Below are 15133 nucleotides of genomic sequence, written 5' to 3' on the forward strand. Positions count from 1 at the left end.
TACTCGAGCTAACGCTCATTGTGTTGAGTGGTGAGAGGCGGATGCGGACTTCGCGGGCTGCTTTTGTCTTTGTCTTTGCCTTTGCTTTTGCTTTGTTTTTGTGGGAGTGGGCTTGCCCACGAAGGCGGCCTTCGGGCCGACCTGGTTTTGGCGGGTGTACATGTTCTTTACTGCCGCTGTGGTCAGTTCCCTCTCCCTCGGGGCGGTCCGACGTTTCGGGAGGGCTAGGGTGAGGGCCGCGTCTTCGAGTCTGTTTGAAGATGTGCCTGAGTCCAAAAAACTCGGCGGCCTGACAGCCGTCTTGCAAGGGCTGTGGTTACTCTCGGCGCGGTTCGGCAGCCTTGGGCAGGATTTTGAGCGGTACTTTCAGGTAGGGGTTCGTGCAACCGATTTTCAAGGTCCGCGGTGGCGCCCAGCGTGAGTTGTTGCCGACCCGGTCGAGGATGCAGTAGGTCACGTCCAGGCGAAGGTCTTCGCCGGCTTCGAGGATGATGGCCGGTGGTACCCAGACCTGGACCGGATGGCCGACATCCGTCTTGCCAATGGGGGGCAAGTCCATGCGTACGTCGCCCCAGCGCAGGGTGATGTCATCGCCTTCGGCCATGTTCAGGTAAGGCTCGATGGTCAGTGGCACGCCACGTCGGATCTGATTTGTATTGACCCCGCGTCGGCAGATGACTTCGGGCAGGCTGACCGGCAGCAGATACTGGTTTTCCTCTTCGCAGCTCGGCGCGAATGGGCCGCCGGGGCAATCCAGTTTGACCTGGACGCGGGTGGTGGCCGACAGCGCCGGTTTGCGGCCGACCTGCATCACCCGGTAGTGCAATCGGGGGGCGCCGTTGATGATGAAGCTCTCAGGGACCCGCAGGCTGATCGCCTGACCGACGTCGGCGGCGCTCAGCAGGTGGGAGGCGACGTAGCAGCCGTCCCAGAACAGCTCGATCAGGTCACCGCTGTCCATGTCGGGATAAGGCTCGACTTCAACCGACAGGTTGGCGGCCGCCAGAATGTTGATGCCGGCCCGGTGTGCTTGCGCAAGTGTCGGTGGCGCCAGTGGCGGGGTGTCAGAGATGCAGGTCATCGGTTTCTCTCCTTGAAAGTCTTGCAACGAAGTCCGTTTCTGAAAGAACGAATGGCGTGAATTACCAGGCAATAAAACAGTGGAGCGCTTTTGAAGTTTTATCGAGTCTGGTTGAAGTAGCGGGCGCCGGTTTACGACTAGATAAGAGTTCGCTGGAAGAGGTGTCAAGGCAGCGGATTAGTTAATTCGTGAATTACCGATTAATCAGAAAGCTCCTACGCCTTGCTGTTAATAGGCCTAGGATGCGCGGGGAAAAGAGCCACGGATTACGCCGGTTTTTCGGCTGTTTTGCCATCCGTATCGATGAGGCAGAAAGTTATAAAGCGATAAATCAAGGACACGAGGAAGATGTTGCAGGACATATATATGTGTCACGGCAATAGTGTTTGCATTGTGAATGCCGCAAGGTAAGTTTTATCGAGGGAAACATCACTTCCATCCATGGAAGTGAGTGGTAGTACATCGAAAGTTCTCAGGCGTGGTTGCGGAACTTGCTGAGGAACTGACGGGTACGTTCTTCTTTCGGATTGGCGAACAGTTCTTTGGCTTCACCTTGCTCGACGATCACGCCCTTGTCGAAAAACACCACGCGGTTGGCCACGTCACGGGCGAAGGCCATTTCGTGAGTGACGATGACCATGGTGCGTTTCTCTTCGGCGAGGCCGCGAATGGTTGCCAGTACTTCGCCCACCAGTTCCGGGTCGAGGGCCGAGGTCGGCTCGTCGAACAGGATCACTTCCGGCTCCATCGCCAGCGCCCGGGCGATTGCCACGCGCTGTTGCTGGCCGCCGGACAGGCGCCGTGGATAGGCGTCTTCCTTGCCCGCGAGGCCGACCTTCGCCAGCAGCTTCTTGCCCAGGGCAATGGCGTCGGCGCGGGGCGTCTTCTTGACCACGATCGGGCCTTCGATGACGTTTTCCAGGGCGGTGCGGTGGGGGAACAGGTTGAAGTTCTGGAACACGAAACCCACATGCTGGCGCAAGTTGCGCACCAGGCCTTGCTGCTGGTTCAGCGGGCGGCTGGTATCGATCTCGATATCGCCGACCTTGATCCGGCCGCTGGTGGGTTGCTCGAGGAAGTTCAGGCAGCGCAGGAACGTGGTCTTGCCCGAGCCGCTGGGGCCGATGATGGCCACGACCTCGCCTTCCTTCACTTGCAGATCGATGCCGTTGAGCACGACTTGACCCTTGAACTGCTTTGTCAGTTTTTCCACGACAATCATGGGGTCAGGACTCCTGGTCGTGCCGATTGACCCGCTCTTCCAACTTGTTCTGCAGGTGCGAGAGCACCGTGGCGAGAATCCAGTAGATCAGCGCGGCGGCAAGATACATGGTGAAGACTTCGAAAGTCCGGGCAGTGATCAGTTGCGCCTGGCGGAACAGCTCCGGCACCTGGATGGTGGCGGCCAGTGCGGTGTCCTTGACCAGTGAAATGAAGCTGTTGCCCAGCGGCGGCAAGGCCGTGCGCATCGCTTGCGGCAGGATGGCCCGGCGCAGGGTCTGCGCACGGGTCATGCCAATACTCGCAGCGGCTTCCCATTGGCCGCGTTCGATCGAACCGATCGCGGCACGCAGGATTTCACAGGCGTAGGCGGCCATGTTCAGCGAGAAGCCGATCAGGGCCGCCGGCAGCGGATCGAGTTCCAGACCCAATTGCGGCAAGCCGTAATAGATCACGAACAGTTGCACCAGCAACGGTGTGCCGCGAAAGAACGACACGTAGATGCGGGCCAGCCAGCTCACCGATTTGAAGCGCGACAGGCGCATCAGCGCCAGGCCGAAGCCCAGCACCAGGCCAAAGAACATGCCGCCGAGGCTGAGGATCACCGTGTAGTACGCGCCCTTGAGCAGGAAGGGCGCGGAGTCCAGCGCGAGTTGGAAAGCCTCTTCCATTATTTCGTGACGTCAGCTTGGAAGTATTTTTCCGAGATCTTCGCCAGGGTGCCGTCGGCACGCAGCTCGTCGAGGGCCTTGTTCACGGCGGCCAGCAGTTCCGGCTCGCCTTTGCGCAGGGCGATACCGGATTCCTGACGGGAGAACGCCTGACCGGCAGCGACGGTTTTCGGGGCTTTCTTGGCGTATTCGAGGGCTGCCAGGCGGTCGATCAGAATGGCGTCGGTACGGCCGTTGTTCAGGTCGGCGAACTTGGTCGGATCATCGTCGTAGGTGCGCACGTCGGCGCCCGGAACGTTGGCGCGGACCCACTGTTCGTAATTGGTGCCCAGGCCTACGCCGACTTTCTTGCCGGACAGGTCAGCGGCGGACTTGATGTTCAGCGCCGCTTCCTTGTCCTTCAGCACCAGCGCCTGAATCCCGGAGATGGTGTACGGTTCGGAGAAGTCATACTTCTTCTTGCGCTCGTCGGAGATGGTCACCTGGTTGACCACCACGTCCAGACGCTTGGATTCCAGCGCCGCGAGGATGCCATCCCATTTGGTCGGCTGGATCTTGGCCTTCACGCCCAGCTTTTGCGCCAGGGCTTCGGACAGCTCGACTTCGAAACCGGCCAGTTTGCCGTCGGCGTCAACGAAGGAGAACGGTGGATAAGTGCCTTCCAGGCCGACGTTGATAACGCCTTTGTCCTTGATCTGTTTCAACTGCTCACCGGCAACCGCGTTGCCGATCAGGCCGGCGCTCAGCGCCAGGCCCAGCGAACCTACCAGCAGATTGCGACGTAGTGCGGAAAAATTCATGACAAGCCCCTGTGTTTTCTTATGGAAGACGCTTAAGGAAAGGTGGCGAATCCGGGATTTGGACGACAGCGCTATCCTGCCTTAAAGCAGCTTATGCGTCTCTCGCGAAATTCGCCTGCGGCGAGACTATATGACTGCTTTCTTAGAATTGAAAATAATGAATTTTATTTTTGTTATTCGTTATTTGAATATGCGCAAGTTGAGTATTTGCTGAGCATTCCCACGTTCAGCCGTGGGAATGCCGCCCGAGACGCTCCGCGTCCCCCGCGAGTGGCGGACGCAGAGCGTTTCTTCAAAGAAAGTCTTTGTAGGCGAACAACGCCGGCGCTCCGCCGGTGTGCAGGAAGATGATCGGCCCTTCATCGAAGCGCCCGCGACCAATGCCGTCGAGCAACCCGGCCATGGCCTTGCCGGTGTACACCGGGTCGAGTAGCACACCGTCCTGACCCGCCAGCAGCTTGACCGCCGCCAGGGTGCCGGCATTCGGTTCGCCATACCGCGGGCCGAAGTATTCGTCCCACAGTTCGACCTTGAAGCTGTCCGGCAACGCCACGCCCAGCAGGTCGGCGGTGCGTTCGGCCAGGCCCTGGACTTTCGGGCGTTGATCTTCTTCGCTGCGCGACACGGTCACGCCGATCACCGGCAATTGCGGCAACGCTTCGCTCAGGGCGAGTGCCAGACCGCTGTGGGTGCCGGCGCTGCCCGAGGCCAGAACCACGGCGGCGAAATCCAGGCCGGTGTCCTTGATCTGCTCGGCCAGCTCCAGGCCGGCGCGCACATACCCCAGGGCACCGAGGGCGTTGGAGCCGCCGATCGGCACCAGGTAGGGTTTCTTGCCGTTGCTGCGCAGACGCACGGCGAGGGCGGCCAGTTGTTCGTCAGCGTTGTCGAGGTTGTCGACCAGTTCGACCTTGGTGTCGAACAGATCCAGCAGCAGGCGGTTGCCGTTGCCGGTGTAATTGCCGTCGTTGGTGCCCAGCGGATTTTCCAGCAGCGCCACGCAGCCAAGGCCCAGTCTGGCGGCGACTGCGGCGGTCTGGCGGACGTGGTTCGATTGCAGCGCGCCGGCGGTGATCAGGGTATCGGCGCCCTGGGCGAGCGCGTCGGCGGCGAGGTATTCGAGTTTGCGCAGCTTGTTGCCGCCCATCGCCAGCGGCGTCAGGTCATCGCGCTTGATGTACACCTCGCGGCCGAGCCAGGTGGAGAGGCGTTCGAGTTTTTCCAGGGCAGTGGGTTGGCCGAGCAGGTCGAGACGATTAAAGCGGTCCAGCTGTTGTTTGATCATGAGCCTGTACTGGCGGAGGAAGATCACAGGACTATAGGCACCCCGATTTACCGGGGCAACCGCCAATCGCTTATAGCCAAACGTGCTGAAGCCAGCACTATCGGTTCTTAATTCGCACCCTTTGCGTTGCCGTAAAGTAGTCGCCGTTGACGCGGCCAGACAGTCCGGCCGCCCGTGAGGAGTCTTTACCGTGAGCGAGCGTTCCAGCCATTGGCAATTGCAGACCATCGTCAGCCAACTGCGTACCGCGCGAGATCAGTGGCGTACGCAAAATGGCCGCGCCAGCGGCGAGCAGGGAGGCCGTGAGTTGCCGTCCCGGGCGGCGATGGCGGAGATTCTCGAAGCCCTGTGTGGCGCGCTGTTTCCGATGCGGCTGGGGCCGGTGGACCTGCGTGAAGAGAGCGAGGATTTCTACGTCGGGCATACCCTCGATGTGGCGTTGAATGCGTTGTTGGCCCAGGCGCGTCTCGAACTGCGTTACGTCGCGCGGCACAGTGCCCGGGCCGATACCGAAGTCGAAGCTCAAGCGATCCGGATCATCCAGGACTTCGCCCTCGCCCTGCCGGGCCTGCGCAGTCTGCTCGACACCGATGTGCTGGCCGCTTATCACGGTGATCCGGCGGCGCGCAGCGTCGATGAAGTGTTGTTGTGCTATCCGGGAATTCTCGCGGTGATTCACCATCGCCTGGCCCATCATCTGTATCGCGCGGGTCTGCCGCTGCTGGCGCGGATCAGCGCGGAAATCGCGCATTCGGCCACCGGCATCGACATCCATCCGGGTGCGCAGATCGGCCGCAGCTTCTTCATCGACCATGGCACCGGTGTGGTGATCGGCGAGACCGCGATCATCGGCGAGCGGGTGCGGATTTATCAGGCGGTGACCCTGGGTGCCAAGCGCTTCCCGGCGGATGAGGACGGTCAGTTGCAGAAGGGCCATCCACGGCATCCGATCGTCGAGGACGATGTGGTGATCTATGCCGGGGCGACGATTCTGGGGCGCATCACCATCGGCAAGGGCTCGACCATCGGCGGCAACGTGTGGCTGACCCGCAGCGTGCCGGCGGGGTGCAATCTGACCCAGGCCAATCTGCAGCATGATGACGGGACGCAGAAGTAAAACATCAAAAGCCACCCTCACCCCAGCTCTCTCCCGGAGGGAGAGGGCGCCGACGGAGGGTCTTGCGCTATACATCGACCTGAAAGAACCAGTCGATTATGGATTCGGTGCAGCAAGATCAGGTCGGCGTAACTCTTAAGCATCCCCCAATCAGTCCCCTCTCCCTTCGGGAGAGGGTTAGGGTGTGTAAAGGATGTACCGGTCTCTACAGTTAGGGCGCTTTTGACTTTGATTTTTCCACTGAACGAATCCGCCCAAACCCCCGTCATACCCCTCCTCAAGCGGCCGTAAGAAAACGACCGTCCAGCCCCGGGATTAGTCCTTAGCGTGCTATCCATGTTTAACTTGAACGTTCATTCAAGTTAAACCGGCGGTTCGCTGCCCGCTCACAACAGGAGGCTTGCCTTTGCTGAGTCCGATCATTTCAGCCACTTCCCAACGCCACGAGGTGCACGTTTCATGAGTGCATCGTCCACCCCCGCCAGCGGTCTGGTGCGGATGAATCCGCCGGTATTCTGGTTCGCCGCGACGGTGATCCTGTTGTTTGGTCTTGTCGTCATCGCCATGCCGGAACAGGCCGGTGCCTGGCTGCTGCAAGCGCAAAACTGGGCGGCCAACACGGTTGGCTGGTACTACATGCTGGCGATGACCCTGTATCTGGTCTTCGTGGTGGTCACCGCGTTATCGGGCTACGGCAAGATCAAACTCGGTGCCGACCACGACGAACCCGAATTCAGTTACCTGTCCTGGGCCGGCATGCTGTTCGCCGCCGGGATCAGCATCACGCTGTTTTTCTTCTGCGTGTCCGAACCGCTGACGCACATGATCCAGCCGCCTCAAGGCGAGTCCGGCACCGCCGCGGCAGCGCGTCAGGCGATGCAGATTCTGTTTCTGCACTGGGGCCTGCATGGCTGGGGCGTGTTCGCCTTTGTCGGCATGGCGCTGGCGTATTTCGCCTACCGGCACAACCTGCCGCTGGCCCTGCGGTCGGCGCTGTATCCGCTGATCGGCAAGCGCATCAACGGCCCGATCGGTTACGCGGTGGATGGTTTCGGCATTATCGCCACGGTGTTCGGTCTCGGTGCCGACATGGGCTTCGGCGTGCTCCATCTCAACTCGGGCCTGGACTACCTGTTCGGTATCGCCCACACCCAATGGATTCAGGTTGGCCTGATCACCTTGATGATGGGCGCGGCGATCATCGTCGCCGTCTCGGGGGTGGATAAAGGCGTGCGGGTGATGTCCGATATCAACATGCTGCTGGCCTGCGCGCTGCTGCTGTTCGTGTTGTTCGCCGGCCCCACCCAGCACTTGCTCAATACCCTGATCCAGAATCTGGGTGACTACCTGGGTGCGTTGCCGACCAAGAGTTTCGACCTCTACGCCTACGACAAACCGAGCGACTGGCTCGGTGGCTGGACGGTGTTCTACTGGGCCTGGTGGATCGCATGGTCACCGTTCGTGGGCCTGTTCATCGCGCGGATTTCCCGTGGCCGCACCATCCGCGAGTTCGTCTTTGGCGTGCTGTTGATTCCGCTCGGTTTCACCCTGGCGTGGATGTCGATCTTCGGCAACAGCGCTATCGATCAGGTGCTCAACCACGGCATGTCGGCGCTGGGCATGTCGGCCCTCGACAACCCGTCGATGACCCTTTACCTGCTGCTGGAAACCTATCCGTGGAGCAAGACCGTCATCGCCGTGACGGTGTTCATCAGCTTCGTGTTCTTCGTCACCTCCGCCGACTCCGGCACGGTGGTGCTCTCGACCTTGTCGGCCAAGGGCGGCAACCCGGATGAAGACGGGCCGAAATGGTTGCGGGTGTTCTGGGGCGCAATGACGGCGCTGATCACCAGCGCGTTGCTGTTCTCCGGCAGCATCGATGCGCTGAAGTCGGCGGTGGTGCTGACCTCGTTGCCGTTCTCGCTGATCCTGCTGCTGATGATGTGGGGCCTGCACAAAGCGTTCTATCTGGAGTCGCAGAAGCAGATCGCGCAGTTGCATTCGCTGGCGCCGGTGTCCGGTTCGAAGCGCGGCAAGGGCGGCTGGCGGCAGCGTCTGAGTCAGGCCGTGCACTTCCCGTCGCGCGATGAGGTGTACCGCTTCATGGATTCCACGGTGCGCCCGGCCATCGAAGAAGTGACGGCGGTCTTCGTCGAGAAGGGCTTGCATGTGGTCACCCAACCGGATCCGGCGCACGACAGCGTCAGTCTGGAAATCGGCCATGGCGAGTTGCATCCGTTCATCTATCAGGTGCAGATGCGCGGCTACTTCACGCCATCGTTCGCACGCGGAGGCATGGGTTCCAAGCAAATCAACAACCGCCGCTACTACCGCGCCGAAGTGCATCTGAGCGAGGGCAGTCAGGATTACGATCTGGTGGGCTACACCAAGGAGCAGATCATCAACGACATCCTCGACCAGTACGAACGGCACATGCAGTTCCTGCATCTGGTGCGTTGATCGGAGCAGGGCGCCGAGGTGATTTCAAGACTCGGCGCTCAGCACCATGAACAGCACCATCGCCGCCATCGGCACGCCGAACACCGCGCTGCCCACGGCGATTTCCGACCCGACCGATTGCCCGGCATGCACCACGCCGACCGCGCCGTTGATCATGGTCAGTGCCAGCCACAACGCCGCAAAACTGTAAGCCAGGGTCTGCCGGCCGAAGCCAACCTGCTCGCCGATGTACAGCATCAGGGCGAGCAGGATCAGGCCGAAGGTGATGATGATCGTGGTGTGCATGGACGCGCCTGTGGGGTATGCGGGGTCTGAGCGGCCGCTTTCGTGAGCAAACCCGCTCCCACGGGGAACGGGTGCTGCTCACGAGGTTATTTAGAGCATAGTCAAAGGGGCCTTTCAGGATCGCGCCAATTCATCTGAGGCCAAATGTACTTTTCCAGCCTGGTCCACATCCTTGTGGGAGTGGGCTTGCTCGCGAAAACGGTAGATTCCCTGCGTGAGCGACGACTGACACGGCGCCTTCAGGTGCTCTCGCGCTCGATCACCCGGCACTGCAGCAGGTTCAGCCGTTGCACATCGTCGCTCGGCAGCACGCCGAGGCTTTCCAGCACCCGTGTTGCCGCCAGTACGCCGATCTCCAGCGCCGGTGGTTTGATGGTGCTCAGGCTGGGCAGGAGCATTTCGGCGAAGGGGTAGTCGCCGAAGCCGAGGACGGCGCAGTCCCGGGGGATTTGCAGGCCGGCACGCTGGCCGGCGAGCAGGCCACCGGCGGCGAGGTTGTCGTTGGCGAAGATGATCGCGTCGGGACGCGGTGAGGCGTTCATCAGGGCTTGCATCGCCTGCTTGCCGGCCTCGAATGGCGCGCGGTCGGCGTCCGGGGCGAACACCCAGGGTTCCAGCCCCGACTCGCGCGCGGTGGCGGCGTAACCATCGCGGCGCTCAAGGGCACTGAGGTCGCCGGGGGCGCTGTTCTGGACGAAGGCGATGCGTCGGTAGCCCTTGTCCAACAGATACCGGGCGGCGCTCACCCCGACCTCGAAATGGGAAAAACCGATCTGCATCGGTTGGCGTTCAGGCTGGTAATCCCAGGTTTCGATCACCGGGATATCGGCTTCGGCGATCATCTTTTCCGTGCCGGCGCTGTGGAAGTGGCTGGTCAGCACCAGCGCCGCCGGCGACCAGCCGAGAAACGCCCGCACCGCGCTTTCTTCCTGTTCGGCACTGAAGTAACTGGACGCCAGCAACAGCTGATAACCATGACGACTGAGGGTGTCGCTGAAGCCCTGAATGGTATTGGCGAAGATCGGCCCGGAGATGTTCGGAATCACCATGCCGACGATTTTCCCCCGCGCCGAGGCCAGGCCGCCGGCCACCAGATTCGGCACATACCCCAACTCCGCCACCACCGCCGCAATCCGTTCGCGGCGCTCGGGCGAAACCTGATCTGGCTGATTGAAATAGCGCGATACGGTGATGGCCGATACACCGGCCTGACGCGCCACCGCATTGAGGGTCACGCGCCCGGCGCCACGGCGTTTGCGGGGCTTTTCTTCGCTCAAGGCTTGATCCTTCCTAAAAACCAAAACGCATATAAAAGTAATTTTTCAGTATTGGACGCTCTATGTGTCGCTTGCCAATACTGGCGATGTTAGCGCTAACAAGGCGCGCTGTCTGCTACTCGCTCGAGCGAATGCCCAAGACACCGATACAGGCGCTGTCGTCGCAGAACGGCAGCGGTTCAGGGCCATTTTCGAGCGGGCAAGCATGCACAACATTCCTGGGGCGACACACAAACTGGCGCAATCGATTCGCGCTGCGGGCTGGCTGTTCACCGGGCTGGCGGCGCTGCCGCTGGCCGATGCACTGGCCGCCGACAGCAGCGATCAGGAGCCGACACTCAAGTCCGTGACGGTCACTGCCACCCGCCGTGAAGAGTCGCTGCAAAAGGTTCCGGTGGCGGTATCGGTGATCGACGGCGAGCAACTGGAACGCGACAACCGCAACGGCGTGGCGAGCATCGTCCAGCAAGTGCCGTCGCTGAATTTCCGTACCGGCGCGTCGAACAAGGACACCTCGTTGTTCGTGCGAGGCGTGGGAACGATTTCCACCTCGCCGGGCGTCGAGCCGACCGTGGCCACGGTGATCGATGGCGTGGTGTACGCCCGTCCCGGCCAGTCGACCCTCGACCTGCTGGATCTGGAGCGCGTCGAAGTCCTGCGCGGCCCGCAAGGCACGCTGTTCGGCAAGAACGCGTCGGCCGGCGTGCTCAACATCACCAGCAAGGCACCGACCAACGACACCCACGGCTACATCGACCAGTCGTACTACAGCGGCAATGAAAGCCGCACCCGCTTCGGCATTGGCGGGAGCCTGATTCCGGACACGCTCAAGGGCTCGATCAGCACCCTGTTCGGCACCTACGACGGTAACGTCGACAATCAGCACAACGGCCAGGAGGTCAACGGCTACAACCATCGCGGCGTGCGCGGCAAGCTGGAGTTCACCCCGAATGATGACCTCACCTTCACCCTGATTGCCGACTACATGCAGTCCCACGATGACGGTCCGAACGGTGTCGTCACCAAGGCCCTGACTCCGGCGTTCGCCAACGCGCTGAGCCCGGTCGGCGCCACCAGCCACAATCGCGACATCAACACCGATACCCGCAGTCACGTCGAGGACATCAACAAAGGCCTGTCCGGCCAGCTCGATTGGCAACTGGGCGATTACACCCTGACTTCGATCACCGCCTGGCGCGGCTGGGACAACACCCAGTATCAGGATGGCGACCGTCTCGGCACAGTGACGGCGGCATTCCCCGGCACGGCGGACAAGGGCGACCTGGCGTTCGACCAGTATTCGCAGGAGCTGCGCCTGGCCTCGCCGAAAGGTGAATTCCTCGAATACGTCGGCGGCCTGTTCTACATGCACGGCAAGGACGAAGAGACCTACCGGCGCACGCTCACCACCACCACGCGCACTGATCGTGGCGTCGCCGACTACAGCACCACCAGCGACAGCTACGCAGTGTTCGGCGAAAGCACGCTGAATTTCACCCCGGATTTTCGTGGCATCGTCGGCCTGCGCTACACCCACGATGAGCTGGAATACGACCACCGTCGCGTCTCGACATCGGCGACCACAGTCAGCGGCATTCAACCGGCGACAAGTAGCTCAGGTTCGGTGGACGAGGACGGCTGGTCCGGCCGTCTCGGCGTGCAATACGACCTGAGCGATGCGGTCACCACCTACCTGACTTACTCGCGTGGCTACAAGGGGCCGGCCTATAACGTGTTCTTCAACATGCAGCCGCGCGACACCGAAGCGTTGAAACCGGAAACCTCCAACACCTGGGAGGCGGGGATCAAGGCGACGAGCTGGAACAATCGCCTGACCACCAATCTCGCGATTTTCCACAGCGACTACGACAACTATCAGGCCAACTTTTTTGATACCGTCGCCGGGCAAGTGGTGACGCGTCTGATCAACGCCGGCAGCGTCAGCACCGAAGGCGTCGAACTCGACTACGCCTTGCAGGCGACCCAGCAACTGAAACTGTCCGGCGCACTCGCCTACACCCGCGCGCGCATCGACGAATTCGCCTGCCCGGCGGGTGCGGCGGCGTCCTGCAACGTCAACGGCAAACCGCTGCCGTTCAGTCCGGACTGGAAAAGTTACGTGCGCGCCGACTACACCATCCCGCTGGATAACGGCCTGGATATCGAACTCGGCACCGATTACAGCTGGCAGAGCGAAGTGCAGTACGACATCAGCCAGAACGCCGACACCAAACAGGGCGCCTACGGCCTCTGGAACGCCAGCGTCGCCCTCGCCGATTACACCCATGGCTGGCGCGTGGCGCTGCTGGGCAAGAACCTCACCGACAAGTCCTACTCGCCATTGCTCGCCAGTGGTGGCAACTACATCTACCGCGCCGTGCCACGGGATGACGAACGCTACTTCGGCGTGCAACTGCGCAAGGATTTCTGAAATGAGCCGACAGCTGAAACTCGGCGTGTTCCTCATGGCCACCGGGCACCACGTCGCGGCGTGGCGCCATCCGGAGGTGCCGGCCAACGCGGGACTGGATTTCGCCCATTACAAACGCCTGGCGCAGATTGCCGAGGCCGCGAAGTTCGATGCGCTGTTCGTCGCCGACAGCGTCGCCGCGCCGACCCAGGACATCGCCAGCCGCATGGCGCGCTCGGATCATTTCGAACCGCTGACCCTGCTCTCGGCCCTGAGCGCCGTGACCGAGCACATCGGCCTGATCGCCACCGCCACCACCAGCTACAACGAGCCCTACCATGTGGCGCGTAAATTCGCCTCGCTGGATCACCTGTCCGGCGGGCGCGCCGGATGGAATCTGGTGACCTCGGACAACGCCGCCGAAGCACTGAATTTCGGCCGCGACCAACACCTCGGCCATGCCGAGCGCTACAGCCGTGCCCGGGAGTTTCATCAGGTGGTGACCGGGCTCTGGGACAGTTGGCAGGACGACGCCTTCGTTCGTGACAAGGCCAGCGGCACGTATTACGACCCGGAAAAACTGCATGTGCTGGATCACGTCGGCGAGCACTTTCGGGTCAAGGGGCCGCTCAATGTCGCGCGCTCACCGCAAGGGCAACCGGTGATTGTCCAGGCCGGTTCCTCCGAAACCGGCCGCGAGCTGGCGGCGCAGACCGCTGAAGTGGTGTTCACCGCGCAGACTTCGCTGGCCAGTGCCCAGGCGTTCTACGCCGATCTCAAAGGGCGTCTGGGGCGGTACGGGCGCAGCGCCGATTCGCTGAAAATCATGCCGGGTGTGTTTGTTGTCGTCGGGCAGTCGGAGGCCGAAGCGCAGGAAAAATATGAAACGTTTCAGCAATTGGTCGAACCCGAGGTTGGCGTCGCGCTGCTTGGGCGTATGCTGGGCAACTTCGATCTGTCGAAATACCCGTTGGACGGGCCGCTGCCGGAACTGCCGCTGACCGACAGCGGCCAGCAGAGCCGGCAGAAACTGCTGACCGAAGTCGCTGGCCGGGAGCATCTGACGCTGGCCGAACTGGGCCGCCGAATTGCTGGCGGTCGCGGGCATTACAGCGTCGTCGGCACTCCGGCGCAGATTGCCGACCGCTTGCAGGAATGGTTCGAGCAAGGCGCGGCGGACGGCTTCAACGTGCTGGTGCCGCACCTGCCCGGCGGACTCGAAGACTTTGCCAACAACGTGGTCCCGGAACTGCAACGGCGCGGGCTGTTCAGAACGGAATACGAAGGCCGGACATTACGCCAGAACCTTGGCCTCGCCCGGCCCGGCAATCGATTTGCGTAGCGCCCTTCGCGAGCCTGCCCGCGAAGCTATCGACACCATTTTCAAGACCGACAAGAGAGGATTCGATGACTTACACCGCTGCCGAAAACCGCTATGACTCCATTCCCTACCGTCGCGTCGGACGCAGCGGCCTGGTGCTGCCGGCGCTGTCTCTGGGCCTTTGGCACAACTTCGGCGACAGCACGCCGATCGACACCCAGCGCGCCTTGCTGCGCACGGCGTTCGACCTGGGGATCAACCACTTCGACCTGGCCAACAACTACGGCCCGCCTTACGGCAGCGCCGAGATCAATTTCGGTCGCCTGCTGCGTGAAGATTTCAAGCCGTATCGCGATGAGCTGATCATCTCCAGCAAGGCCGGCTGGGACATGTGGCCCGGCCCTTATGGCCAGGGCGGTGGCTCGCGCAAATACGTCCTCGCCAGCCTCGACCAGAGCCTGCAACGCCTGGGCCTGGACTACGTGGATATCTTCTATTCGCACCGCTTCGACCCGGACACCCCGCTGGAAGAAACCGCCAGCGCCCTCGCCACTGCCGTGCAGCAGGGCAAGGCGTTGTACATCGGCATCTCGTCGTACTCCGGGGTGAAAACCCGCGAAATCGCCGCGTTGCTCAAAGAGTGGAAAGTGCCGCTGCTGATTCACCAGCCGGCCTACAACCTGCTCAACCGTTGGGTGGAAAACGACCTGCTCGACACCACCGATGAACTGGGCACCGGCGTGATTGCCTTCACCCCGCTGGCGCAAGGCCTGCTCACCGACAAATACCTCAACGGCGTGCCGGCGGATGCGCGGGTCAATCGTCCGGGCGGTGGTTCGTTGCTGCCTTCGCATCTGTCCGAGGCCAACATCGCCCATGTGCGAGCACTGAACGAGATCGCCAAGCGACGCGGCCAGAGCCTGGCGCAACTGGCCCTGGCGTGGACCCTGCGCGACCCGCGGGTGACCTCGGCCCTGATCGGCGCGAGCTGGCCGGAGCAGATCATCGAGAACGTCGGGGCGTTGAAGAACCTGAGCTTCAGCGCCGAGGAACTGGCGGAGATTGATCGGTTTGCCCAGGAGGGTGGGATCAATCTTTGGGAGAAGCCTTCAACGGCGGAGTAAGTGTTCGGCGCCGGATCATCCGGCGCCTGTTTCGGCCTCTTCGCGGGCTTGTCCGCGATAGGGTCTTCACATTCAATCAAG

At 61.7% G+C, this 15133-nt stretch carries 12 protein-coding genes; 5 read left to right on the plus strand and 7 right to left on the minus strand.

The window, feature by feature from the left end; all coding sequences use genetic code 11:
• Nucleotides 1–316: 316 nt before the first annotated feature.
• The 5 genes from KVQ74_RS14490 to KVQ74_RS14510 form a co-directional block, all read right to left on the minus strand.
• A complete protein-coding gene (locus tag KVQ74_RS14490) occupies nt 317–1081 on the minus strand; it encodes a hypothetical protein (protein ID WP_217831763.1) in 765 nt (254 codons plus the stop codon).
• 472 nt (nt 1082–1553) lie between these two features.
• On the minus strand, nt 1554–2303 hold the full coding sequence (gene tcyN / locus KVQ74_RS14495; RefSeq protein WP_217831764.1) for an L-cystine ABC transporter ATP-binding protein TcyN: 750 nt from the start codon (nt 2301–2303) through the stop codon (nt 1554–1556).
• A gap of 4 nt (nt 2304–2307) precedes the next feature.
• Nucleotides 2308–2973 (minus strand): cystine ABC transporter permease, encoded by a 666-nt coding sequence (gene tcyL, locus KVQ74_RS14500; protein ID WP_217831765.1) that lies wholly within the window; start codon nt 2971–2973, stop codon nt 2308–2310.
• Complete coding sequence (gene tcyJ, locus KVQ74_RS14505; RefSeq protein WP_217831766.1) at nt 2973–3773, minus strand: cystine ABC transporter substrate-binding protein; 801 nt, start codon at nt 3771–3773, stop codon at nt 2973–2975. Before tcyJ ends, tcyL begins: the two co-directional genes overlap by 1 nt.
• 292 nt (nt 3774–4065) lie before the next feature.
• Nucleotides 4066–5058 carry a D-cysteine desulfhydrase gene (locus KVQ74_RS14510; protein ID WP_217831767.1) on the minus strand — a complete coding sequence of 331 codons (993 nt, stop codon included), beginning with the start codon at nt 5056–5058 and terminating at the stop codon, nt 4066–4068.
• A 190-nt stretch (nt 5059–5248) separates the two neighbouring features.
• On the opposite strand from KVQ74_RS14510, the gene epsC reads away from it, so the two are divergent.
• The gene (epsC, locus tag KVQ74_RS14515) at nt 5249–6175 is read left to right on the plus strand and encodes a serine O-acetyltransferase EpsC (protein WP_217831768.1); all 927 of its coding nucleotides are present in this window, start codon (nt 5249–5251) and stop codon (nt 6173–6175) included.
• A gap of 498 nt (nt 6176–6673) precedes the next feature.
• On the plus strand, nt 6674–8635 hold the full coding sequence (betT, locus tag KVQ74_RS14520; RefSeq protein WP_217832038.1) for a choline transporter BetT: 1962 nt from the start codon (nt 6674–6676) through the stop codon (nt 8633–8635).
• A 24-nt stretch (nt 8636–8659) separates the two neighbouring features.
• On the opposite strand, the gene KVQ74_RS14525 is transcribed toward betT, so the two are convergent.
• Entirely contained in the window at nt 8660–8920 is a 261-nt protein-coding gene (locus KVQ74_RS14525) for a hypothetical protein (RefSeq protein ID WP_217831769.1), read from the minus strand.
• A 239-nt stretch (nt 8921–9159) separates the two neighbouring features.
• Nucleotides 9160–10197 carry a LacI family DNA-binding transcriptional regulator gene (locus tag KVQ74_RS14530; RefSeq protein ID WP_217831770.1) on the minus strand — a complete coding sequence of 346 codons (1038 nt, stop codon included), beginning with the start codon at nt 10195–10197 and terminating at the stop codon, nt 9160–9162.
• 205 nt (nt 10198–10402) lie between these two features.
• On the opposite strand from KVQ74_RS14530, the gene KVQ74_RS14535 reads away from it, so the two are divergent.
• The 3 genes from KVQ74_RS14535 (at nt 10403) to mgrA (ending at nt 15052) form a co-directional block, all read left to right on the plus strand.
• On the plus strand, nt 10403–12628 hold the full coding sequence (locus tag KVQ74_RS14535; protein WP_217831771.1) for a TonB-dependent receptor: 2226 nt from the start codon (nt 10403–10405) through the stop codon (nt 12626–12628).
• A gap of 1 nt (nt 12629) precedes the next feature.
• Nucleotides 12630–13949, plus strand: a complete 1320-nt coding sequence (locus KVQ74_RS14540; protein ID WP_217831772.1) for an LLM class flavin-dependent oxidoreductase — start codon at nt 12630–12632, stop codon at nt 13947–13949.
• A gap of 65 nt (nt 13950–14014) precedes the next feature.
• A complete protein-coding gene (gene mgrA / locus KVQ74_RS14545; protein ID WP_217831773.1) occupies nt 14015–15052 on the plus strand; it encodes an L-glyceraldehyde 3-phosphate reductase in 1038 nt (345 codons plus the stop codon).
• The last annotated feature ends 81 nt before the right edge of the window (nt 15053–15133 follow it).

This window comes from Pseudomonas botevensis, assembly GCF_019145475.1.
In the GTDB taxonomy this organism is placed as follows: domain Bacteria; phylum Pseudomonadota; class Gammaproteobacteria; order Pseudomonadales; family Pseudomonadaceae; genus Aquipseudomonas; species Aquipseudomonas botevensis.